We start from the raw sequence: 23,391 nt of genomic DNA on the forward strand, positions 1-23,391 counted from the left end.
TCTTTACATGCTTAGTTGAATTACCCATATAACCGATATGATGACCATCAAGACCAATCATATCGGTTGAAATACAACTGTTATAGCCTATTGCAAGCCTAAACAAAATTTCTTTGTCTTTATGAATTACCAAGGCGTTTTCTTTTCCCATTCAGGATCAAAACCTGATGTCGATGCAGCAACTTTTAAATAATCTGCATAGCTCTCAGCCAATAAAATTGGTGGAATCTGTTTAAGTGGAAGTTCATTGTTGTTCCAAGAGCGGCTGGCTTTTTTACTAAAAGTCAGTTCATAAAGGACAGCAGGAATATTTTCTTCAGGTACATAACTTCCGCTAAATGTAATTTCTACATCAATACCCAACTGTTTATAGGGCTTAGTATAGCGGTCAAATGAACCACCATCTTCAATGCTGGCACGTTGATAGCCTAATTTGGTCACTACACCACGGAGGGTAAAGGTGTCTGTAAGCCAGCCATTATGATCCTTAATTTCAGTGACATTATCATCTTCAAGCTTTGGTAGGTGATGAGTCATCTGTTCAAATAAGAATTTCACTTTATAGTCTTTAAAGTGTGCAATCCAATCTTTTGCTTCCTTTTCACCGACCAAAACCGCATGAGAAATTTGAATTTTACTGTCTGTGCTCAGCTCGACTTCATCATCATCTAAATTCAGTAATGCACCATCATCACTTGGTCTAAAACTGATTTTTTCACCATTGGTTTTGATCTCAAGCCAAATCAGCTTTTGGATTAAGCGTCTCATAATCGGATGGGCAAAGATATACTCTTGCCACTCAGCAACATTCCACTGACGTTCGCTACACATCGCCTCATACAAACGACCTGTTTGCATATCAACGACTTGTTTAAACTCTTTTTTACTGGTACTAAACAGTGCTTTGGCTTCTTTGATCAGGCTTTCATCATCATTTTGGCGGGCCGCTGGTAGCGCTTTAACCTCTTTACCTTCTTCATTTTTAAGAATGAATTTGTCTTTATCATCAACAATGGCGCTAAAGTTACGTGAGCCATATTGTAGCTGTAACACAGCATTTTCATCTAAACCTGCTGTTGGAATGGTGCGGTCAGCCAGCTCATCACTTGTCCATTGATTACGTTCAGCAATCTCAGCAACCAATGTGTTTGCAAGTGTTTGTACCGAAGCAGTCCGGTAGCGACGTGAAAGTGAAAGCAACAGTTGGATGATTAATGGGTCATTACTGATCGATAATGCACTAATCATGGCTTCAATTTGTGAGCGACGAGGGTAGTGTTGCTTCATATAGTTCTGCAATTGTTTTACTGCAAAACTTCCTTGTGCATTGGCGGTCAGTGAAAGCATACCTTTACTTTTGATCGCGGAACCCAGATAAAGTCCTAAACGTTCGCGTTTAATCTCTTCAATCACTTCTTCTAAGGTGATGGTGCCATATTTGGCATAATATTCAGGGTATTTTTCACCATAACGTTTGTATGAATCCCGATAAGAACTCAGACGGCCAGGCGCTTCTGTGGTTGCATATTGCGTTGCTTCATCCAATGGTGTTTGTAAGGTATCTTGATGAATAAAACTGTGTAATAAATGATTGGCAAGTTGTACCTGATCTTTTTGATCGAGTAAGTCACTATAGCGTTGTAATAAGGCATTGGCTCTAGGCTCTTTCAGTTTTTCAGCCAATATCACCCACCATTTAATAATTCTAGGGTCAACCTCTTTACCATTCTGCCATTTTACTTTTGGTAATGTGTCAAAATCAAACCATGTAAAACTGCTTGAAAGTTTGCCTTTTAAACCGTCTTCTGCTTCTTTCAGCAGCACTTCTGGTTTGAGATAAGCACTAATATCCTGTCCAAGCTTTTCCAATGTCGTTAGAAGAGCAGCTCGAACGATTTCTTTCTTCTCTTTTTTAAGTAAAGCATTCAGCGGTTTTACTGCATCCTGATTTTGTAGACGTGCTAGCCATTCAATTGCAGTGATTCGAATGTCTTGTTTACCCGAATCTAGAGCTTCAATGGCACGTTGATGAATGTCTGGAAGGTGTTGTAAGGTTTCTTGCGCTTCATAACGCAAACGCTTATTTTCACCCAATGCAAATTCGAGTAAGCGCGGAATAAATTGTACTGGTAAGGATGGGAAACATTTAAGTACAAAGATGGCATCGGATGGGTTAAAGCTTTGATATTCATTTTTTTCTAAAGATGGAGAAAGCCCCAACGCTTCAGTTAAATATTCTTGATTTTCCGCAAAAAATGGCCAAATTTTATCTTTTTCATAAATATGATCTTGTAAACTTTGATAATAGGATGATCCCGCTAGAATCCCTTGAGCGACTCTACGTTTGGGATTGTTAAATTTAGCCGCATCTAGGGCCTGAACGATATGGCGAAGTTCATAATTGGCATATTCTTCAGGTTTAAGCATTTCAAATAAATTAGGCCAATAAATCCAATTCCGATTGCGTATCGCAATGATTCTCATGGCATGATTAATGGAAAACTCAGGATATTTTTTATATTTATTTTTATGGGTAATAATATTTTCAACTTGGTGTACATTTTTAAAAGATGCATCACCGTTCAGCTGGTCAACAATCGACGTTAAAGTTTGATGATTGATTTTTTTAAGCTGCTTTAAATGATCTTGAGCCCAAGTTCTTTTATAACTTGCTGTTTTATTCTCTTCAATTTCATCGGCAGCATTCTGTTCAGCTTTAGCCAAAATTTCTTGATAATTTTCTAAAATAACCTCGGTAAAACTTGCTGGAATTTTTTGTTCAACAAACGGTTGAAATGTTGGTGCTTCAAAATCTTGCTGTAATTGAGCAGTATCAACAGATCTTAAGCGCTGAATTGCCATTTGTAAGATTTGTTGTACAGATTTTTGTTTTTCTTGTGCAAAAGCTTGTTCTAGTACAGTTAGATTGTCAGCACCTAAACGTGCCAATAGATCTGCAGAAAAGCCACGTTCCTGACTTGAACCTTCCAATAGATTTTGATTTAAATATTTTTGGCTATCTTCTGGATTTAAATTCGTCAATAAACTGGTGGCTTTAGTACGAATGGTTTTAGATTTCCCTACAGAAAGTTTTACAATCAAGTCAGGGATTTGTTTGATCAATGTCGTTTGTTTGGCGATATAGTCTAAAAAGTTTTCTTGTCCAATGATGCTCAGTGTTGGAATAAGTTTTCTGAGTTGATCTAATCGGGCTGAAATGAAATCTTGGGTGTCCTTGAGTAATAATATTTTATCTAATTTACTAGAATGATAACTGTCGATATTTTGGCGTTCAAATAAATAAGGCAGTAGTTCATCGCCTAAACCCTGTTGATCACTTTCAAGCAAATCAAATAGTTTCTGTTGAGTCCAATTTTGCTTTAACAATTTATTCGGATCTGCTTCGCTAAAATGATGACTATCAAAAGCAGTAATAAATGTATCTACCGTGAGATAAATAAACCAAGCGGGCACTTTTTCATAAATATTGGTAAAATTTTTCTGTTGTGTTGCCGCTTCAAGCACTTTGGCAAAACGAATAATTTGTTCAAATTCTAATTCTTCAAAGATCTCACCATAATAACGACGGCGTAGTTTTAGTGCAGCTTCAGCAAGCTTATTTTCTTTTTTATCCAGTGATTGATTGTTTTGAGGCCAATACCAGCTATAGGTACCTGGCTTTTCCAGTAAAAGCAGTGCTTTTTCATTCGGGTATTGCTGTAATTTAAGTAATATTTCTGGATTTTCTCCATCCAAAATAAACAAAACCACATTTTGATCAAGTTGGTCTTCAATGACGGCCAAAGGCCGGAAAATATGGTAGAGCTTTTCAACTTTATTTTTTAGATCTTCATTATGTTTTTGAATGTGGTCATGATCAGCGGTTGAGTCTGCTTGTTGCGTTTTCACTGCCTTATCCTCAGGCTTTAAAAACATCGACTCAATTTTTGAAAAAAGTTTATTTAACATCTGTATTCCTTTTGAGCAACTCGCTGTTGCTTTTCTATAGGCGCTAATACTTTAGGCTTTAATACTGTGCTTGGTAGTTCACTAAAATTATAGAAAAATATCATCAATTTAAATAGCAAGCTTAATTTATCACGACGTAACTTGTCCTTCTAAAGCGATTCTATGATTTAGGCGTTGTAGTTGTAATAAAACATGTCGCCATTTTAAAAGCTGACTGGCTAAATTGTGTTGTGTGGAATCTGATTTGAGTGAGTTTTGAATAAAGCTTAAACCCAAATCTGCAAACTTTTCAGCAAAATCATCCAGTTTAACCAGATCATCCATATCCAATTTTGAACGTCCTGTATTTGCATAGAATTCAAACAAGGCTTGTGATTCCAAGATCAAAAGGTCTAATGCAGATAAATGTTGCTGATGTTTCCATTGTTTTTTTTGTTCGAGCAATTTTTCAATTCGACCAGTAATCAGCTCAACCAAGCTACTTTTCTTCTGTACAGGATAATCATAATCCAGACTGAATATTTTTAAACCTTTTGGCGTTGTTAAAAACACACTACATGGAATGAATTGAATCTGTTGCTGTGTTGCTTCGATACGCACCAACGTTGCGATAATTTTTTCATTATGAATCAGTTGGGTGAGATGTTTAATTCGTGCACGGTATTCTGGTTCTATCGGAATGACCAGCTTGAGTGCTCTATTTTCATCGTCAGTAATACGGTATTTAAAATATTGCTCTAGTTCGTTGAGTTCAGGCGCTGTGATACTTTTATGGCGAAGCAGTACATAACGTGATTTAAGCTGTTCTAGGCTTGAATGCGGAACAAGCATTTCCTGTAAAGATTGCCATGTTGAAATGCCAATATTCATCTGTTCTAAGTCAGATTGGCTGAGTGCATTCAACAAGCCTTTTGGTAAAAAACGAGTATCTGTGCTGGCACTGAGTTGTGTCTCTGAACTGGATTTTGCATGGGTTAGTTCAAGTTGATGTTGGAGTAAAAAGCTGAGAGAACTTCCCCAAATTCCAGTATTGGCTGCACTGTGCATATCAAAGGTACGATCTAAATGATTGGCACGTGCCTGAGTCACTTCTTTGAGTTGTTGCTCTTTTGCATCCCAGAAGCACACTGTTAGACCATGTGCACCACTCTCTGTATTCCACCATTCACAACCAAGAGGGATCAGATGTGCTATGCTTTCTTGTTGATAGTCGCGTTGTACAGCACCACGAAGTTGTCGCAATGCTTCGGCTTTAACATCTGGATTTAAATGCTCGATTTCTGACAGTGCAGCCAAATAGGCATACAAATGTGCCAATTGATTAAAAATCTGCTGCTCATCAACCTGTACATCTGCTTCCAAAAACTGCTTCATTGAGCCATGTAAGGCACGCAATAAGCTCCCTAAACGTGGTAAGTTTTGTGCGCGTGCTTGCATATTTAAAATATGCAGTGACATGACCATTTCTTTGGCCAGATGTGACAAACCTTGCTGAATAAAGTTTTGACAAATGATTTTAAGTTCTTGGATCAATACCTGATCATCCGGCGAAAGTTGCTGTGTAGGATGATGATGTTGCGCTGTTGTATCAATTGACCATTGCCATTTTTCAGGGGCATTTTTCAGAACTAAATAAGCAATACATGCCAAATGCCCAGCAACTTTTTGTTTATCTGCAATTTCTGACAATATGCCTTCAAACCCTGTTGCAGGGTAGAGAACAACTGGATTGGGACTTAAATCGGTTTGAAAAGTGATTTTATGTTCTTGAATATCAATTTGACAGGATTCAGGTTGCAGCAACCAATTTTGTACAAATTCATAGGCCAAACGAATATTGGCTTTGCCTGCTTGTTTTTGGATTTTGCTTGGATCGAATTCTAAAACAGTTTCAAGGGTTGATGTTGTTGCTTGCTCCGATATCTTACCGTGTTGAGATGTTTCCTGTTGAGTTAGTGGTACTGCATTTTCTAAATTATTGTTAGGGCTATTTTCACTTTGGCTATTTGCAGTAGTTAGTAGTGTTTCATGTTCCTGAACCCATAAAATACTGCTGAGAATGTGTTTACAACAGCCTTGTGCTGAACAATTACACAGTGCTTTGGTGATGCCTTCAAAGGGCAGTTTAACCTCACATTCTTCGACTTTAAATACCAGTTGATCGTGCTCTTGTTGTAGTAGTTCAACAGCATCTAAGGCTTTACGGGCACGACGTAGAAGACCAGCATTGCTATGCATGGTTAGGCTGTCTTCATCGTATTGGGTATAAATATGCCAACTCATTGCATCACCTCTGCAAACCATGTCGCCAAATGTTCAGGAGTCATTGCTGCGATTTGCATACCACGTTCTTGGAGTTTTTGTGCCATATTGATGTCATAAACAGGATTAGCTGCTTGATCCAGCGCCGCAAGCCCAAGCAGTTTGCAGCCTTGTTGGTTGAGTTGACTGGTGGTGTTGAGCATTTGTTGAACGGATGCACCTTCTTCAAAGTCACTGATCAAGACTAAAATACTGCGATTGGGTTGTTTAATCTTTTTTTGACAGTATTGCAAAGCTTGACCAATGTTGGTTCCGCCACCGAGTTGAATGGTCAGTAAGACTTCAACTGGGTCATGTGCCAAATGGCTTAAATCAACAATTTGGGTGTCAAACAGGACCAGACTAATATTGACCGCAGGGAGAGCTGCCAAAATACTGGCACATACTGCTGCATACATGATCGAATCCATCATCGAGCCACTTTGGTCGACACACAGTACAATTTCCCACGGCAAATGTTTTTGTACACGGGCATTAAAATAAGGGGTTTGGATAATCAGTTTTTGTAAATCAGGCTGGTAATTCTTGAGATTGGCTTGAATGGTCCGTTTCCAATCAAAGTTTTGTGCCTGTTTAAGATGTGAACGCTTAAAACGATTACGACGACCTTGTAGCGCTTTTAAAAATTGTGTGCGGATTTTTTGTAAGAGTTCTTCCACGACTTTTTGAATTAATTCTCGAATCGCATCTTTCATTTCATTGCTTAAACGACCACGCATACTCAGCAAAGCTTTAGCCACTGCAGGGTTGGGTTCAAGTTGTCTTACATGCTCTGGGTTTTTAAATAACTCAGTTAACTCATAGCGTTCTATGGCTTGTTTTTGCATACGTTCAAAGGTCGATTTTGGGAACAGTTTTCGACTTTGGTTGAGCCAGTTAATCGCGTTAAGCTGCGAGGCTTCCAAACCGCCATGGCGATTTTTCCCTTGTTGGATACCACGACGTTTATATTCATTTTGGTAGAGATAATCGAGGTTGCGCTCAAGTTTTAGTTGATCGCCTGACAATGCCGCTGCTGATAAATTCTGGTCGGCATAGCGACCGAGCATCAAGCGCCAACGGCGTGCTTGATCCATTGCATCAAGAGAAGCGGGGGTATCTGAGTTTTCATCAAGATTTGGTTCAGGAGGTAATTGACTCATTCATTCACTCCTTGTTGTTCTGGATTGAGTTGTTTTGAGCGATTGCTTGCCCAGCGATCTAAGTGATCATATTCAAATATTTTTTGCAGTTGTTGGTTAAGTTGTATGCCTTGGAATACATCCTGTTCCCCAATATGACTGAGTACCTGATCGAGAATGACATCCTCGCCAAGTCCTGTGGTTTTTGCGATAATTTTAGATACTTTAGTGCTTTGCTTTGGGGTAAGCTGACTAAAGATATAGCGTAAATCAGGTAAAATCCGAATAAAGGTATCTTCAGTCCAATGACTGACCAATTGGTGAAGTGCATCAATTGCAACCTTGGATTGCACAAAGATTTCAGGCGCAATAAAAAACATGCCATGTAGGTATTGCACAGCATCTTCAGGATCACTTCCCACTGCAAAAGCCAGTTGTAATTGTTGTTGAAGCTGATTTTGCTCAATTTCATGATCTAAAAACTGTAAAGTATGTAGCGCACCTTTGAGTGAACTAAGATGAAACTCATCAATTTTTGCCAGATCAATTTGGCTATACATCAGTTCCAGTAAATCTACATCTTGTGCATTTACGACTGCATGCTGTAGTGAAAGATTTCGTTGCTTGATATTCAAAATCAGTTCATGCAAGGTTTTTAAGTTGCTAAGATTTTGTTCAACTTTTTCTTCGTGGGTATCGTAAATTTGATCAAGTAAAAAACAGGCCTGATAGACGGCAAAACTTAAACTTTGTATCACGATATTTTCGGGTAAATTTAACAGCTTGTGACCATGCCACAAATAATACAATTGCTGTGCTGCACCAATCACCGAGGCAAGGTTTTGATCGCTTTCTAAAAAAGTATCGAGTTGTTGACGGAGCAATTCTAAATGTTGCTTTAATCCTAAGCGACACGCCAAAGCCAGCAATTTGGCAGTTTCAAAGGCAGATTGTCCCACACCTTTTGCTTCATTTTCTTGCTGTAGTTTAATAATTTTAAGCAGTGCAATTTGTTCGAGTTGATTGCCCATTTCTGCTAGTTCAATCAAACGTGCTTCAACACTGGGTGTCCATGCATAACGCCATTCCTCAAACAGCAAATCCAGACTGGCACCTTGAACAAAATCTGGACCCGAAATACGTTGAGCAAAATTACAGCCGACAAATTCCAATAAATGCAAATATTGACTAATGTTCTGATGTAAAGGTTTACGATAAATATCGAGTTTTCGATTGCGTAAAATGGTGTCATTTAAATTAAAACGATAGGTTTTAATCTGTTGATAGGTATTTTGTAATAAGGCAGGGCTGTGCTGATTTTGAGCAACCTTACCAAGCTGTTGCCCACTTAAAAACTGAAAAATCAGGGTAAATAAATGCTGTTGTCCATCATCCATTTCCCCTTTGATTAAGGCTGATTGTAAGGCATCGAGTAAATCATAACGGCTCGGTTGATAATGCCCTCGAAGGCAAGCCAATTGCCAAGCAAGTTCAGCGGTATTTTTTAGCGCGATATAAGGCGTTACATCCAGTGCATTTTCTTGGTTTAAAAAATGGCATAACTCATTTAAATATTGAAAAAATTGCAGTTGCGTTTGTTCAACCGTTGGATTGTTTGCAGATTTTAAATTTTGCCAATGTTGTTGATAATATGCAGGTGAGGGCATACCTGAAGCATAGCCATTTAAAGCATCTAAACGATCGAAACTATAGCGAATCAGCCAAGCTTGCTCTTGCCAGTTTTGCTTTTGATCTTGGGCAATAAAACGTTCTGCTTGCTGTGGGGCTGCTAGATTTTCAATTAAGGCAAGACTATGAAAACCACCCGTGATCACCAAAATTTTATGCTTGGGATCAATACTGTCTTGGATGCAATTCCACATCACATCTTCACGATGTAATGAAGCATCTTGTAAGAGTACCTCACGCTCATAATCCAGACGTGCCAATGAACACCAAGCAAAAACATCATCAAAAAAAGTTTGAGCATGTTGCAGTTGTTCAACATTTTGCAGCTCGAATAAATGATCCCAAAGTTCATCGTGATTTCGGCAATGCATGGTTTCAGCAAGTTTTTGGATATATTGGCTATGCGCAAAATAACGTTCAGACAGCAAACTTTTTTGTTGCCAGTCCAAATCGGACTGTTGTGTTTTTAAGGCACTTTGTTTTGCCCAATCCAAGTCAATAAATTTAACGTCTGCTTGAATGAGTTTTGCCTGTTGGATGGCGACCCATTCAGGTGAGTATTCACAAAAAGGGAAGTAGGCAGAAAAGATTTCTGGTTGAACCTCGTCATCACTTTCATGTTCTTCGCCAGCACTATCTTTATTTGCAGCGCCTTTTTTGGGTGAGGTTTTATTTGAAGAGCGTTGTGCTTGTGCAAATATAGCCACAGGAGGCTGAGTGGCTTGGTTCTGTAAGCTTTCAATTAAGAATTCAAAACTTGTTGGTGCTTCGATTAAAATGTATGTGGGCTTCAGTTCATCGATATATTGTTTTAACGCATATGCACAAGCGGGGCTATGATGGCGGATTGGCGCAAAAAAAACGTTTTGCTCTGCCATTTGCTGTTTCAGGTGAAATGCCTGTTTTAAGCGTTCAGGCATTTCACCTCTCTCTATATTTCGATCCAACAGCTGCATGATTAAAACTCTCGGCTGGCGTCATAGAAACTTTTCCAGTCGGCATCTTTACGTGCACGCTCTTTCACCACAGTATCCAGATAGTAACGTAGGCGTTTAGCGTCATCTGGATTATCTTTAAACACAACCCCAATTAATTGTTGTGCGAGGTGTTCTGCTTTTAATTTTCCATCACTGAGATAAATCGCTTGTAGGCCTGCCGCATGGGCAATATTGACTGCTTCAGCAGTAGACATAACAGCATCAGGCGTTTTAAGTGTTGCGCCTTGCAGACTTTGTCCTGTTCTGAGTTCATTGAAAATGGTCACCAAGAGTTCGATGACTTCTGGGCGAACTTGGATTTCACTGTATAAATCAGCAAGCTGGTTCTTAAGTTGTAATCCCACCAGTTCGATTTCAAATTTTTGATCACGAATTGGTTTTACTGTTTCAAAGTTAAAGCGGCGCTTTAATGCTGCTGACATTTCATGTACGCCACGATCACGCAAGTTTGCTGTTGCGATGATGTTAAATCCTTGTGTAGCTTGCAAACTAAAATCTTGTCCCATTTCAGGGATCATCATTTGCTTCTCAGACAGTAAAGACACCAACACATCCTGAATTTCAGGTGGACAACGGGTGATTTCTTCAAAGCGGGCAATTTGTCCGTTTTTCATGGCATAGAAGAGCGGGGAGGGAATCAGTGATTTATCTGTTGGTCCTTCCGATAAAAGGAGTGCGTAGTTCCAAGAATATTTAATATGGTCTTCGGTTGTCCCTGCTGTCCCTTGAATTGTGAGCTGAGAATTGGCTGAAATGGCAGCACTAAATAGCTCTGAAAGCATCGATTTTGCTGTTCCTGGTTCACCCACCAGCATCAAACCCTGATTGCCCATCAACGTAACCAAGGCGCGGTCAACTAAAGCATCATCACCATAAAACTTTTTTTGAATATCCAGCTTGGCATCACCCAAGATAAATGAGCGAACAGCGTAGGCAGAAAGTTGCCAACCTGCTGGCTTTCTATGTTGATCTTGTTCTTTTAAGCGTTCTAGTTCCGCTTGATATTTTTGTTCTGAACTGTGCTTAATTTGATTTTGAAAATTTTGCTTCATAATGATTCTATATATATTTTATCCAATGAATCTATCATAACTGGCAAAGGCTGAGATGACCACTGGTACATAAGTTGTCTGCGACAAATTGTGACATCTATTTGTTATAAAAAGTATTTTTAAGTAAATTGAGTGCTGTAATTGCAAGTGAACTAGGGGTAGATTGTTTATAATTGTATAGTATGATGATCTGTATTGAAATTTTGTGAAATAGTGATTGTATTGATTCGTGAATCAGTACATTAATGTAAGCGTTGAGAAACTATTTAATACAAGCTTTAGTGTTTGAAAAACCACAGTTACGAGGGTGCACATGGCAAATTCTAATAAAAAACAATCAGGCGGATTTATTTCAAATGCTTTTGGCGTGGCCAAAAAGCTAAGCGAAACAGGCTTAAGTGTGATCAATCATGTTGCTCCTGGTACGGTGAGTAAATTGAGCCACAGTCCTAAAGATGAATCCGTTGTACAAGGTACTGCTCAAGAAAAAAGTGCTTTTGAAGGTAAACAATATGAAAATCCTCAACAAATGCTACGGGAACATTTACCCAATGTAACCGGGCAGCTTTTGGGGAAACATTATAAAAAAATCAATAATGTCGCTTCGTTTATTTCACCAGATTTAAACGATAGATTATCTGATTTTATTTTTGATAAGCTCAATGAATTTGTTTCAGAACTGACTTCTGTAGATGCTGTTCTAAAAGAAGTGGGTGCAAAAAGCTTGGCAGAATTGGCCAAGGATCCTGAACGTTCACAACGGATCAGTACTGCGCTGGCGAATCAGAATAAAATTATTGCTGCAATTCAAGGTACGGTTACAGGCGCGTTCGGCGGCTTAGGCGCAATTCTTGATGTACCTAGTTCACTGGCTTTGGCACTTCGAAGTGTTTATCACACTGGGCGAGCGCATGGTTTTGAGTTGAATGCGAAAGATCACGCTGTTGTTGAATACATTTTTAAACAAATTGATCTAGGCACTGTTGCTGAAAAACACGCATTGATGGCGGCAATACGAACTTTTGCAGGGGTGTTGCAAACCCACAATGTGAGCCAATTGCAACAGCTATTAGGTTCAAGCAATGATATAGAGCTGTTAAAAAAATGGGTGGCAAATGAGGATGGTACATTTAAGCTGCCATGGATGAATAATCTTCCACATTTTAGTCTGTTGACACGACTCACCCCCTTAGCCACGATGGGTATCAGTGCTGCATATAACTGGAAACTGGTCGATGATGCAACCGATAAAGCTCAAATCGTATTTTCTGGCGCAAGGCAATATCTGCTACAGCATTCTGATGAAAAAATTGATGTATTAGATGCTTATGAAAAATTTAGTCAATTGATCTCAGACGCGCATCCCTTGCTTTTAGAAGACAGCAAAACAGAAACGCTTGCAGAGAAAGTCGAGCCTCATGTTGAAAATGAAGCAATTACTCATGTTGAAGTGAAGGAAAAAACCAGTGAAGCTGTTGAAGAATCCAATGCTGAGCAAAAAGTTGAGCAAGGGATTCAAAAACTGGCTGAAACGCACATTGAAGATAAACATGCGACTCAACAGCAAGACAAGGCGACACCCGTAAAACCTCGACGTACCGCGCAAAAGAAAGTCGCAGCAGTGGAGACCACTACAGCGAAAGTAACTGATGTGGCGAAAACATCGACAACTGCAAAAACTGTAACAAAAAAGCGTACCCCGGTAAAAGCCAAAGCGACTACAGAAAATACGGTAAAAGCGTCTGAAAAAACGCAAGAAGCTACTGAAACAAAATCAGAAAGTAAGCCTGAGTAAGTTGAATCATTCATTTAGCCAAAGCTTGAAATGGTCAATATTTGACACCATGTTGAATGTTGACCATTTTTACTTCTTGGCTTACAATTGCATGCCCTCAAAAAGTGGTAATTTTTTGAGGCTTTTTATTAACGGGAGAATTGCCATATGGCAACAACAAATCAGTTGATCCGTAAGGGTCGCACAACTTTGATTGAAAAATCAAAAGTTCCTGCGTTGAAGGCTTGTCCACAACGTCGTGGTGTTTGTACACGTGTTTATACAACTACACCTAAAAAACCTAACTCAGCAATGCGTAAAGTTTGCCGTGTTCGCTTAACTTCAGGTTTTGAAGTTTCTAGCTATATCGGTGGTGAAGGCCATAACCTACAAGAGCACAGTGTTGTTCTTATCCGTGGTGGTCGTGTTAAAGACTTACCAGGTGTACGTTACCATACCGTTCGTGGTTCTTTGGACTGTGCTGGTGTTAAAGATCGTAACCAGTCTCGTTCAAAATACGGTACTAAACGTCCTAAGAAATAATCTTTTAAAGATTAGCTTCTTAAGAATATAGAGCCGCAATCCTTTATCGTCTCGCTTGTCTGATTTCTGCATTAATTTTGTGAAATTCAAGCGACGTGTAGTAAGGCCAGCGAATAGCACACGACACTTTGTGCTGATGCTGGATAAACCTGAAGTGTCATATTTATAGGTAGATTAAAATGCCAAGACGTCGCGTAGTCGCTGCTCGTGAAATCCTTCCGGATCCTAAGTTCAGTAGCCAAACAATCGCTAAATTCATGAACCACGTAATGCAAGATGGTAAAAAGTCTATTGCTGAAAGTATCGTTTACGGTGCTTTAGACCGCGTTCAAGAAAAAAATAAAGTAGACCCAGTTGAATTTTTCGAGACTACTCTTGAAAAAGTTCGTCCTATGGTCGAAGTAAAAGCACGCCGTGTTGGTGGTGCTACTTATCAGGTACCTATGGAAGTACGCCCATCCCGTCGTACTGCCCTAGCTATGCGTTGGTTGGTAGATGCTGCTGCTAAGCGTTCTGAAAAAACTATGGCGTTACGTCTTGCTGGTGAGTTGCTTGATGCAGCTGAAGGTAAAGGCGCAGCGATCAAAAAACGTGAAGATGTGCACCGTATGGCTGAAGCTAACAAAGCCTTCTCTCACTACCGCTTCTAAGCGGCTAAAACAGTCCCTAATCAGGAGAATACTCATGCGTACTGCAGCACGATTTAACATCGCCCTCTACCAAAGTGGGGGATTTGCGGGTATTTAAGTTGCCCATTACGTATCGAGTATCCGTACGCATCAATGCTTCATTGATGCGTCCTGTTTTAAACAACAAAATTTAGGAATGCAAGAAATCATGGCTCGTCAAACCCCAATTTCTCGTTATCGTAACATTGGTATTTCTGCGCACATTGATGCCGGTAAAACTACAACTACTGAACGTATTTTGTTCTACACAGGTGTATCTCACAAAATTGGTGAAGTACATGACGGTGCAGCAACAATGGACTGGATGGAACAAGAGCAAGAACGTGGTATTACAATCACTTCAGCTGCTACGACTTGTTTCTGGTCTGGTATGGGCAAGCAGTTCCCTGAACACCGTATCAACGTAATTGATACACCGGGACACGTAGACTTCACAATCGAAGTTGAACGTTCTATGCGTGTTCTTGACGGTGCGTGCATGGTTTACTGTGCTGTAGGTGGTGTTCAACCTCAGTCAGAAACTGTATGGCGTCAAGCAAATAAATATAAAGTGCCTCGTTTAGCATTCGTGAACAAGATGGACCGTACTGGTGCAAACTTCTTCCGTGTTGTTGAACAAATGCGTACTCGTTTAGGTGCTCATCCTGTACCTGTAGTGATTCCAATTGGTGCTGAAGAAAATTTCCAAGGTGTTGTTGACCTGATCGAAATGAAAGCAATCATTTGGGATGAAGCTTCTCAAGGTATGCAGTTCGAATATGGTGATATTCCTGCTGATCTTCAAGCATCTGCTGAAGAATGGCGCACCAATATGGTTGAAGCTGCTGCAGAAGCATCTGAAGAGTTGATGGACAAATACCTAGAAGAAGGTGATCTTTCTAAAGAAGACATCGTTGCAGGTATTCGTACGCAAACTTTGGCTGGCGAAATCCAACCAATGCTTTGTGGTACAGCATTCAAAAACAAAGGTGTTCAACGTATGTTGGATGCTGTAATTGAATTCTTACCATCGCCTACAGAAGTTAAGCCTATCGAAGGTATTCTTGACGACAAAGCTGAAACTAAAGCGATTCGTGAAGCATCTGATGAAGCGCCGTTCTCTGCATTAGCGTTCAAAATCATGAACGATAAGTTCGTAGGTAACTTGACTTTCGTACGTGTTTATTCTGGTGTTCTTAAACAAGGCGACCCAGTATATAACCCAGTTAAGTCTAAACGTGAACGTATTGGCCGTATCGTACAAATGCACGCAAATGATCGTCAAGACGTTGAAGAAATTCGCGCTGGTGACATCGCTGCATGTGTAGGTCTTAAAGACGTAACAACTGGTGATACGCTTTGTGATGAGAAAAACATCATTACACTAGAGCGTATGGAATTCCCAGAGCCAGTAATTTCTCTTGCTGTTGAGCCTAAAACTAAGGCTGACCAAGAAAAAATGTCTATCGCTCTTGGTCGTTTGGCTAAAGAAGATCCATCGTTCCGTGTACGCACAGACGAAGAATCTGGTCAAACGATTATTGCGGGTATGGGTGAGCTTCACCTTGACATCCTTGTTGACCGTATGAAGCGTGAATTTAACGTTGAAGCGAACATTGGTAAACCAATGGTTGCTTACCGCGAAACAATCAAAAAGAGTGTTGAGCAAGAAGGTAAATTCGTACGTCAAACAGGTGGTAAAGGTAAATTCGGTCATGTATATGTTCGTTTAGAGCCTATGGATGTTGAAGAAGCTGGTAAAGAATACCAATTCGCTGAAGAAGTTGTAGGTGGTGTAGTACCTAAAGAATTCTTCGGTGCGGTTGACAAAGGTATTCAAGAACGTATGAAGAATGGTGTATTGGCTGGTTACCCTGTTGTGGGTATCAAAGCGACATTATTTGATGGTTCTTACCATGATGTCGATTCTGACGAATTATCGTTCAAAATGGCAGGTTCTTACGCATTCCGTGATGGTTTCATGAAAGCAGATCCTATCTTGCTTGAACCAATCATGAAAGTTGAAGTAGAAACTCCAGAAGACTACATGGGCGATATCATGGGTGACTTAAACCGTCGTCGTGGTATGGTTCAGGGTATGGACGACTTACCTGGCGGTACTAAAGCAATTCGTGCTGAAGTTCCACTTGCTGAGATGTTTGGTTACGCGACTCAAATGCGTTCTATGTCTCAAGGTCGTGCGACATATTCTATGGAATTTGCTAAATATGCTGAAACTCCACGTAACGTGGCTGAAGGCATCATTTCTAAATTCCAGTCTGGCGGTAAAAAAGGTGACGACGAGTAATCTTTCGATTACTATAAGCCCAAACTAATTCATAGTTAAAAACCAAGTGCTCATGCAGTGACCCTGCATGAGTAGTTTAAAAAGGAAGCTCTCATGGCTAAGGCTAAGTTTGAACGTAATAAGCCACACGTAAACGTGGGTACAATTGGTCACGTCGACCATGGTAAAACAACTTTAACTGCTGCAATTGCAACAATTTGTGCAAAAACTTACGGCGGTGAAGCTAAAGACTACGCAGCAATCGATTCTGCACCAGAAGAAAAAGCACGTGGTATTACAATTAATACTTCACACGTAGAATACGATTCTCCAATTCGTCACTACGCTCACGTAGACTGCCCAGGTCACGCCGATTATGTTAAAAACATGATCACTGGTGCTGCTCAGATGGACGGTGCGATCCTTGTATGTGCTGCGACTGATGGTCCAATGCCACAAACTCGTGAACACATCCTTCTTTCTCGCCAAGTAGGTGTACCTTATATTCTTGTATTCCTTAACAAGTGTGACCTTGTTGATGATGAAGAATTACTTGAATTAGTAGAAATGGAAGTTCGTGAACTTCTTTCTACTTATGACTTCCCAGGTGATGACACGCCTATCATCCGTGGTTCAGCACTTGCTGCACTTAATGGTGATGCTGGTCAATATGGCGAATCAGCTGTACTTTCACTTGTTGAAGCGCTTGACTCTTATATTCCAGAACCAGAACGTGCTATCGATAAAGCATTCTTGATGCCAATCGAAGATGTATTCTCTATTTCTGGTCGTGGTACAGTGGTAACAGGTCGTGTAGAATCTGGTATCGTTAAAGTCGGCGAAGAAGTTGAAATCGTTGGTATCAAAGATACAGTTAAAACAACTGTAACTGGCGTAGAAATGTTCCGTAAACTTCTTGACGAAGGTCGTGCGGGCGAGAACTGTGGTGTTCTTTTACGTGGTACTAAGCGTGAAGACGTACAACGTGGTCAAGTACTTGCTAAACCAGGTACAATCAAGCCGCACACTAAATTCGACGCAGAAGTATATGTACTTTCTAAAGAAGAAGGTGGTCGTCATACTCCGTTCCTTAACGGTTACCGTCCACAGTTCTACTTCCGTACAACTGACGTAACTGGTGCAATCCAATTACAAGACGGCGTTGAAATGGTTATGCCAGGTGACAACGTTGAAATGTCAGTAGAACTAATTCACCCAATCGCAATGGACCCAGGTCTACGTTTTGCGATCCGTGAAGGTGGTCGTACAGTTGGTGCTGGTGTAGTTGCTAAAGTAACTGCATAATCGCTGATTGTGTAAAAAGAGCGCTCCTTTGGGGCGCTTTTTTTATAAAGTGAAGAATATGAATATCATAAAATCTATACCAAATAAAAAATTGACCAATTATTTACGCGTTGTTTATTTCTTTTTCTTTGCGTATTTTATTAATGTAATAATTACTCTACCGATGATTTTTTATGAATCTTATCAATGGCTTAGAATAAATTTTATTATGCTAGTCATTATATCTTTTGGATTAAGTACTTTGATTTGGTGGTATGTTTTTAAGGTCGTAACTTCAAAAAAATTTTTTAAAAGTCAAATATGTAGCTATTCAGTTGATGATTTGGGTTTTCATTATCATTTATTTGGTGGAGGGAAAAGATCAATTTTATTTAACCAATTAAATCATGACTTAAATAGATCTAATCCTGATATTTATATTGTAAATTATACAAAATTACCAAGTTCACTTTATGTTCATATTAATAATATAAACACCAATAAAGTTATTGTAGAAAAATTATATTTTCAATTGGGTGGATTCTTTGGTGAGTATGTAATTAAAAATTCCCATGAACTTGCATGTGAGTTTTTTAAGCGAGTGCATCAACACCGTCCTGATATTACAGTAGCTCCAGAAATTTACTATCAATTTAATATTCATCCTGAACATTTTAATTTTGATCATGATGCTTACCATGCGAAAAGAAAGAATCGTATTTGGGTGCTGGGAGTCATTATTTTATTTTTGATTTGTATTTTTTTATTTATTTACTATAAGCATCATTTTACACATAGTATTTAAATTGTTAGACAATACCTATCAAAAGCTGTCCTTAACTGATATTTGTGTGACCTAATCTGCAATTATTAAACTTTCATATAAACGTAATATAAAGAAAGAGAAAAACAAACATAAAGAATTTAAGTGAAACTCACTTAATAGGAGGAATCGCAATGAATGCAAAAGTGAATATTTCAAACCGTGCTGGTGCATCTTTCCCTGTACGTCGTATGGATTTTAATTTTGACGATGTACCTGAATATTGGGCAAGTGGTTCAGCGGGTATTACACATTTCATGACTGCATTGTCAGCATTGTTCCCAGATGGCGAAAAACTTTTTATCGATTCTGTGCGTGCGGTACGTTATCACCCTGCGATCAAGGACAATGAAGCATTACAAAAAGAGATTAGTGCTTTCATCGGTCAAGAAGCTATGCACACCAAAGAGCATGAAAACTTTAATGCTTCAGCAAAAAAGTTTGGTCATGATGTTGAGAAATACGAGCGTGAAACAGGTGTGTTAATTCAAGGCGCACGTAAATGGTTTGCACGTGTAGTCAAGCCTTTTGGTATGACTCAAGAAATGGTGGATTTAACCGCGACTACTGCATTAGAGCATTTTACTGCAACAATTGCTTCGCAACTGCTGGTCAATGGGCATATCCAAAAGTTAATGACTGATCCAACCATGTCGTATATGTGGTATTGGCATGCTGTGGAAGAAAATGAACATAAAGCAGTGGCTTATGATGTTTATGAAGCGGTGTTTGGTAAAGGTATCAAGGCTTATGGCTTACGTACCACGGCTTTAGTTTTTGCAATGGTACTCATCTTTATGGCGCAATCATCTTTTGTGGTGCGTTTATTAAAAGAGGATGGCAAGCTCAACCTAAAAGAGCTCGGTATTATTTATAAATATGCTTATAGTCCATCTAAAGGCATTATCGCAGGAATGACCAAAGAAATGTTGGCATACTTTAAGCCAGGTTTCCATCCAAATGATCTCGATACAGTGAGTTTGCTCGAGACATGGAAAGCGAAACTGGGTCTGTGACGCTTAAAGTCAGCATTTTTCTTAAGGAGCAACAATTGTTGCTCTTTTTTATTAGACTTCTTGGTTTAATTTCTTATAATTCATTTTTTATATTGAGTTGATGAACGCAGATGATTCGTTTAATGCAATCTTCAGATCTGCACGCTGTTTCTCAAATTGAAGACTTGGTACAAAGTCATCCTTGGAAAAAAAGTCAATTTGAAGAGTCCATAACAAGTTATCTAAGTACAGTGATTGAGCAAGACCATCAAGTGGTGGGCTTTTGTATTCTGCAACCTGTTTTAGATGAAGCGAATTTATTGCTTATGGCGATTCATCCGAGCCAGCAGGGTAAACGGCTCGGCTATCAACTGTTAGATGAATCGATTGCATTATTAAAAAATAATCCAGTACAAATCTTTCTTGAAGTGCGTGAGTCAAATAAAGCTGCGATTGCGCTGTATGAAAAAGCCAACTTTCATCAAATTGATTTAAGAAAAAATTATTATCCGAATCAACAGGGCGGCCGTGAACATGCAATTATTATGGTCAAAGCCTGTAGTGATGATTTTTCAAAATTATTTAAATAAGGCTAAGCAATATCGAAAATGCGAACAGCGAAAGCCGATTATTTGATAATCGGCTCATTCCATTCTGAGGGCAGGGTAGTCATCAACATATCGCCTAACTCTTGAATTTCTTTGGCTTCCAAGTGACGATTGATCCGTCGCCATTGTCCATCTAATAATAATTCAAATGGTGCATATTGAGATTTGTAATTCATTTTCTCAGCATGTGGAACCCAATACCCGAGGTAAACAAAATCTAGATTCAAGGATTTTACATATTCAATTTGTTTGAGAATCGCAAAAACCCCCAGTGAACGCTTACTTTCATTTGGATCAAAGAAGGTATACACCGCAGAAACGCCATCGTCCAATTGATCACAGGTAGAGACACTAATTAAACGATCATCTTTCCACAGTTCAAGGAAAAAACTGTTGGTACAACTGTGAATCAGGAATTTTTCAAATTGGTCATAACTGGGTGGGAACATATCACCATCGGCGTGTCTTTCAATAATATAACGCTCGTACAGATGATAATGCGTTTGTGTGGCCTCTTGGGTCGAAATAATTTTAACGGTTAAATCTTGATTGCGTTTCCATGCTTTTTTCTGAGCACTGCTCATTTTAAATTCAGTCACTGGCACCCGACAAGATAAGCATTGGCGGCAAAGATGGCATTCAGGGCGATAAACAAAATCACCACTGCGTCTAAAACCTACACGCGATAATTCGGAAAGTGTGACAACATCAATACGATGTACAGGGTCGAGAAACACCATACGTGCAGATTTATTTTCAAGATAACTGCAATCATGTGGTGGCGTAATATAGTACTGTAAGTCGTTTAATAGGGACTTAGGATGATAAGAATTCATAAATCATGTCCCTCCTTTTATTTTCATTCCATTAAGCGCGATAAAATCGCTATTGTTTTACTTGAAAATACACGCTCTTGATAACTTTTCCAATCTATAGAGGGTTGTTTTATTACATCTTGTAACGATTTAAGGTATTCATGGCGAGAAAGTGTACAAGCACCGAGACTGAGTAAGTGATCATTGACCAACTGACAGTCAATCCACGGTAAATTATTTTCTCGGCCCAATAACATCAGTGTGTAAAAAGCCATTTTGGAAACATCGGTTTGAGTGCTAAACATCGACTCACCAAAACAACCATGGCCAATCGTCACACCATACAGCCCACCTACAATTTTATCTTGATCCCAGACTTCAACACTATAGGCATATCCAGCTTCAAATAGTTGGCAATAACCGTGAATAATCTCCTCGGAAATCCACGTTTCATCCGCATAGCTACGTGGGAGCGAACAAGAACGGATGACCTGTTCAAAAGCATGATTGATGGTAATTTTATAATCAAACTTTTTCATATTTCGCAGTAGTGATTTACTTGGATGATAATCCTGAGGGCGAATGATGCAACGGGGCTCTGGACACCACCAACAAATTGGTTCACCTTCGGAAAACCATGGAAATAAGCCATGCGTATAGGCTTCAAATAATGTAGAAGGCGCTAAGTCTGCACCTATACAAATCAAGCCTTGTTCATCTGGATCAGCTTCTATTGGATCTGGAAAAATAAATTGTGAAAGGGGGAGTTGATTCACGAGAATTCATCAATAAAAAAGATCAGCTTTATCTTAGCTGATCATGTGATTAAATGTCTAAACAGACCTTATGCAAAAAGTTTCAAATGTTTTGCAATTTTGAGTTTGTCACTATCTAGAAAGAATTGGGCTTTTTCTTGAATGACTTCTAGGCTGGTTTTTGGATCCGAAACGGTATTGCCTTGTTGATCCAATACCAGCCAGCCTAATTGAGTCAGCACATCCCAAACATATTGTGCAAATTCTGCGGCAGATTCTAGCCCATCGATAAAGTGAGCGCGATAGAAGAGTTGGGTAAACTGATCGGCTGGAATACCAATCCCTGTGAGTGGGCAGGCCAAAACTTGATAATTGGTATGATAGCTGGCTTGCTCAAGGAAATAACGATTTAATTTCTGAGCATGTTCAACCATATCTGGATTTGAAGCCGCCTGACAAGGTTGTGCCAAACCTAAGTGACATAAAATCACCAAGGCATTGAGTAGCTTAGAATAGGTAATATTAGGGATGGCCTGTTCAAGCTCTGCAATCGTCTGTGGCTTATAGTCAGATTGTTTAAAATAAGCACCGAGTGGTTGATAAATCTCTTGGATTAAAGCGAACTCTCCTAAGTATCCTGAAATTGTTTTTGGTAATTTTTCTGGAGCCGTTAATAAGACAAAGGCTGTATTTCTCAAGCGATGCTGAATTTCTAATGCCGTTAAGGTGTTTTTCCCACGGATATATAAGTCTTTTCTAAATTGTGTATTGGCAAAATAATCACGGCATTGCTCTTTAAAAACAGGATGTTCAATGGTGTTTAAAAATTGCTGATGTTGCTCACTAAAATTAATGTTATCTAGATGCGAATTTAAATCTGTTGAACCAGCATAGGTCAGTTTAATTTCTTCTAAAATTCGTACCACTTGTTGAAAAGAGAAACATTGCCAATCTTGATTTAGGTATTCGTGAATCAAATAGTTGGGATTTTGCTTTTTTAAATCTTGCACTTTGTTGAGTGCATTTGGATTTCTCTGGGCAAAGAGGGGATTTTGCGTTAAAAGCTCTTCACTAAAATTAAGTGAATCATTTACTTTTTGTAGCGGGTTGGTACTGGTGCTATTAAATTTAAAATGACTGTGAAATAACTCGCGGACTGGCATATTGGCAGCCCAACCGGTCAGGCAGTTATAGCTGATATAGACAATCCCATTGGGACTTAAAAATTTTCGGATAAATTGCAAAATAATATGTTGGTTTTCGTGGCTAATCCAACTCCAGATTCCGTGTAAACTAATCGAGTCAAACATCGGTAAGTCTTTGTTGAGCAACTCTTCAAAACTTGCATCATAGAAATGATGCGGGACTTGATTTTGTTCAGCCAAGACATTGGCATGGGCAGCATGAGCAGGGTTAAAGTCTGTACCAAAAAATAAACCAAAACTGGATGCAGCATGAATATTTAGACTGACACCTTGACCAAAGCCGAGTTCACAATGTTTGTGACGTTCATTGGTGGGTGGGCAATCAACCCCATTGAGTAATAAGCAAAACTTTTGGTAGTTCGGGCTTAAGTCTCTGTAGTAACCATAGGTGTAATTTACTTCTGTCTGGTAGCCATCGGTCCACGCTGTTGTCATGTTTTTTCCTATAGTTTGTATTCGTTTAAAGTCATTTCTCTTGTTTAT

16 protein-coding genes are annotated in these 23,391 nt (G+C 39.3%); 8 read left to right on the forward strand and 8 right to left on the reverse strand.

The genetic code is table 11. The annotated features are described in order from the left end of the window. Positions 1 to 126: 126 nt before the first annotated feature. The 5 genes from CQZ96_RS17750 to CQZ96_RS17770 all read right to left on the reverse strand — a co-directional run bounded on the left by CQZ96_RS17750 (position 127) and on the right by CQZ96_RS17770 (position 11,151). Positions 127 to 3,969 (reverse strand): DUF4132 domain-containing protein, encoded by a 3,843-nt coding sequence (locus CQZ96_RS17750; protein ID WP_105714311.1) that lies wholly within the window; start codon positions 3,967 to 3,969, stop codon positions 127 to 129. Between the two features lie 129 nt (positions 3,970 to 4,098). After that, on the reverse strand, positions 4,099 to 6,252 hold the full coding sequence (locus tag CQZ96_RS17755; protein WP_105714310.1) for a hypothetical protein: 2,154 nt from the start codon (positions 6,250 to 6,252) through the stop codon (positions 4,099 to 4,101). Further along, positions 6,249 to 7,433, reverse strand: coding sequence for a VWA domain-containing protein (locus tag CQZ96_RS17760; protein WP_105714309.1), 1,185 nt, complete (start codon positions 7,431 to 7,433; stop codon positions 6,249 to 6,251). The genes CQZ96_RS17755 and CQZ96_RS17760 overlap by 4 nt, the downstream gene beginning before the upstream one ends. Further along, the gene (locus CQZ96_RS17765; RefSeq protein WP_171287946.1) at positions 7,430 to 10,057 is read right to left on the reverse strand and encodes a DUF5682 family protein; all 2,628 of its coding nucleotides are present in this window, start codon (positions 10,055 to 10,057) and stop codon (positions 7,430 to 7,432) included. Before CQZ96_RS17765 ends, CQZ96_RS17760 begins: the two co-directional genes overlap by 4 nt. Positions 10,058 to 10,059: 2 nt before the next feature. After that, positions 10,060 to 11,151 (reverse strand): ATP-binding protein, encoded by a 1,092-nt coding sequence (locus CQZ96_RS17770; protein ID WP_004817563.1) that lies wholly within the window; start codon positions 11,149 to 11,151, stop codon positions 10,060 to 10,062. Between the two features lie 313 nt (positions 11,152 to 11,464). Here CQZ96_RS17770 and CQZ96_RS17775 point away from each other — a divergent pair, with 313 nt between their 5' ends. From CQZ96_RS17775 to rimI, 8 genes are all read left to right on the forward strand, one after another. Next, complete coding sequence (locus tag CQZ96_RS17775) at positions 11,465 to 12,946, forward strand: EcsC family protein (RefSeq protein ID WP_105714307.1); 1,482 nt, start codon at positions 11,465 to 11,467, stop codon at positions 12,944 to 12,946. A 147-nt stretch (positions 12,947 to 13,093) separates the two neighbouring features. After that, positions 13,094 to 13,468: a 30S ribosomal protein S12 gene (gene rpsL, locus CQZ96_RS17780; RefSeq protein ID WP_004648013.1), complete on the forward strand. Its 375-nt coding sequence runs from the start codon at positions 13,094 to 13,096 to the stop codon at positions 13,466 to 13,468. Positions 13,469 to 13,647: 179 nt separating this feature from the next. Then, the gene (gene rpsG, locus CQZ96_RS17785) at positions 13,648 to 14,118 is read left to right on the forward strand and encodes a 30S ribosomal protein S7 (protein ID WP_004655203.1); all 471 of its coding nucleotides are present in this window, start codon (positions 13,648 to 13,650) and stop codon (positions 14,116 to 14,118) included. A 187-nt stretch (positions 14,119 to 14,305) separates the two neighbouring features. Next, positions 14,306 to 16,444 (forward strand): elongation factor G, encoded by a 2,139-nt coding sequence (fusA, locus tag CQZ96_RS17790; RefSeq protein WP_004723654.1) that lies wholly within the window; start codon positions 14,306 to 14,308, stop codon positions 16,442 to 16,444. 93 nt (positions 16,445 to 16,537) lie between these two features. Next, the gene (gene tuf / locus CQZ96_RS17795) at positions 16,538 to 17,728 is read left to right on the forward strand and encodes an elongation factor Tu (protein ID WP_004723653.1); all 1,191 of its coding nucleotides are present in this window, start codon (positions 16,538 to 16,540) and stop codon (positions 17,726 to 17,728) included. 58 nt (positions 17,729 to 17,786) lie between these two features. Then, entirely contained in the window at positions 17,787 to 18,512 is a 726-nt protein-coding gene (locus tag CQZ96_RS17800; protein ID WP_105714694.1) for a hypothetical protein, read from the forward strand. Positions 18,513 to 18,664: 152 nt separating this feature from the next. After that, complete coding sequence (locus CQZ96_RS17805) at positions 18,665 to 19,546, forward strand: metal-dependent hydrolase (RefSeq protein ID WP_004723652.1); 882 nt, start codon at positions 18,665 to 18,667, stop codon at positions 19,544 to 19,546. A 110-nt stretch (positions 19,547 to 19,656) separates the two neighbouring features. Next, positions 19,657 to 20,115 (forward strand): ribosomal protein S18-alanine N-acetyltransferase, encoded by a 459-nt coding sequence (rimI, locus tag CQZ96_RS17810; RefSeq protein WP_105714693.1) that lies wholly within the window; start codon positions 19,657 to 19,659, stop codon positions 20,113 to 20,115. 38 nt (positions 20,116 to 20,153) lie between these two features. On the opposite strand, the gene CQZ96_RS17815 is transcribed toward rimI, so the two are convergent. The 3 genes from CQZ96_RS17815 to CQZ96_RS17825 all read right to left on the reverse strand — a co-directional run bounded on the left by CQZ96_RS17815 (position 20,154) and on the right by CQZ96_RS17825 (position 23,343). Then, positions 20,154 to 20,969 (reverse strand): arginyltransferase, encoded by an 816-nt coding sequence (locus CQZ96_RS17815; RefSeq protein ID WP_004723650.1) that lies wholly within the window; start codon positions 20,967 to 20,969, stop codon positions 20,154 to 20,156. A gap of 23 nt (positions 20,970 to 20,992) precedes the next feature. Continuing rightward, positions 20,993 to 21,724: a leucyl/phenylalanyl-tRNA--protein transferase gene (aat, locus tag CQZ96_RS17820; protein WP_105714692.1), complete on the reverse strand. Its 732-nt coding sequence runs from the start codon at positions 21,722 to 21,724 to the stop codon at positions 20,993 to 20,995. Positions 21,725 to 21,792: 68 nt separating this feature from the next. Then, positions 21,793 to 23,343, reverse strand: a complete 1,551-nt coding sequence (locus CQZ96_RS17825; protein ID WP_105714691.1) for a class I SAM-dependent methyltransferase — start codon at positions 23,341 to 23,343, stop codon at positions 21,793 to 21,795. Positions 23,344 to 23,391: the final 48 nt, after the last annotated feature.

Origin of the sequence: Acinetobacter sp. MYb10, assembly GCF_002980175.2 — a bacterium.
Lineage (GTDB): Bacteria > Pseudomonadota > Gammaproteobacteria > Pseudomonadales > Moraxellaceae > Acinetobacter > Acinetobacter guillouiae.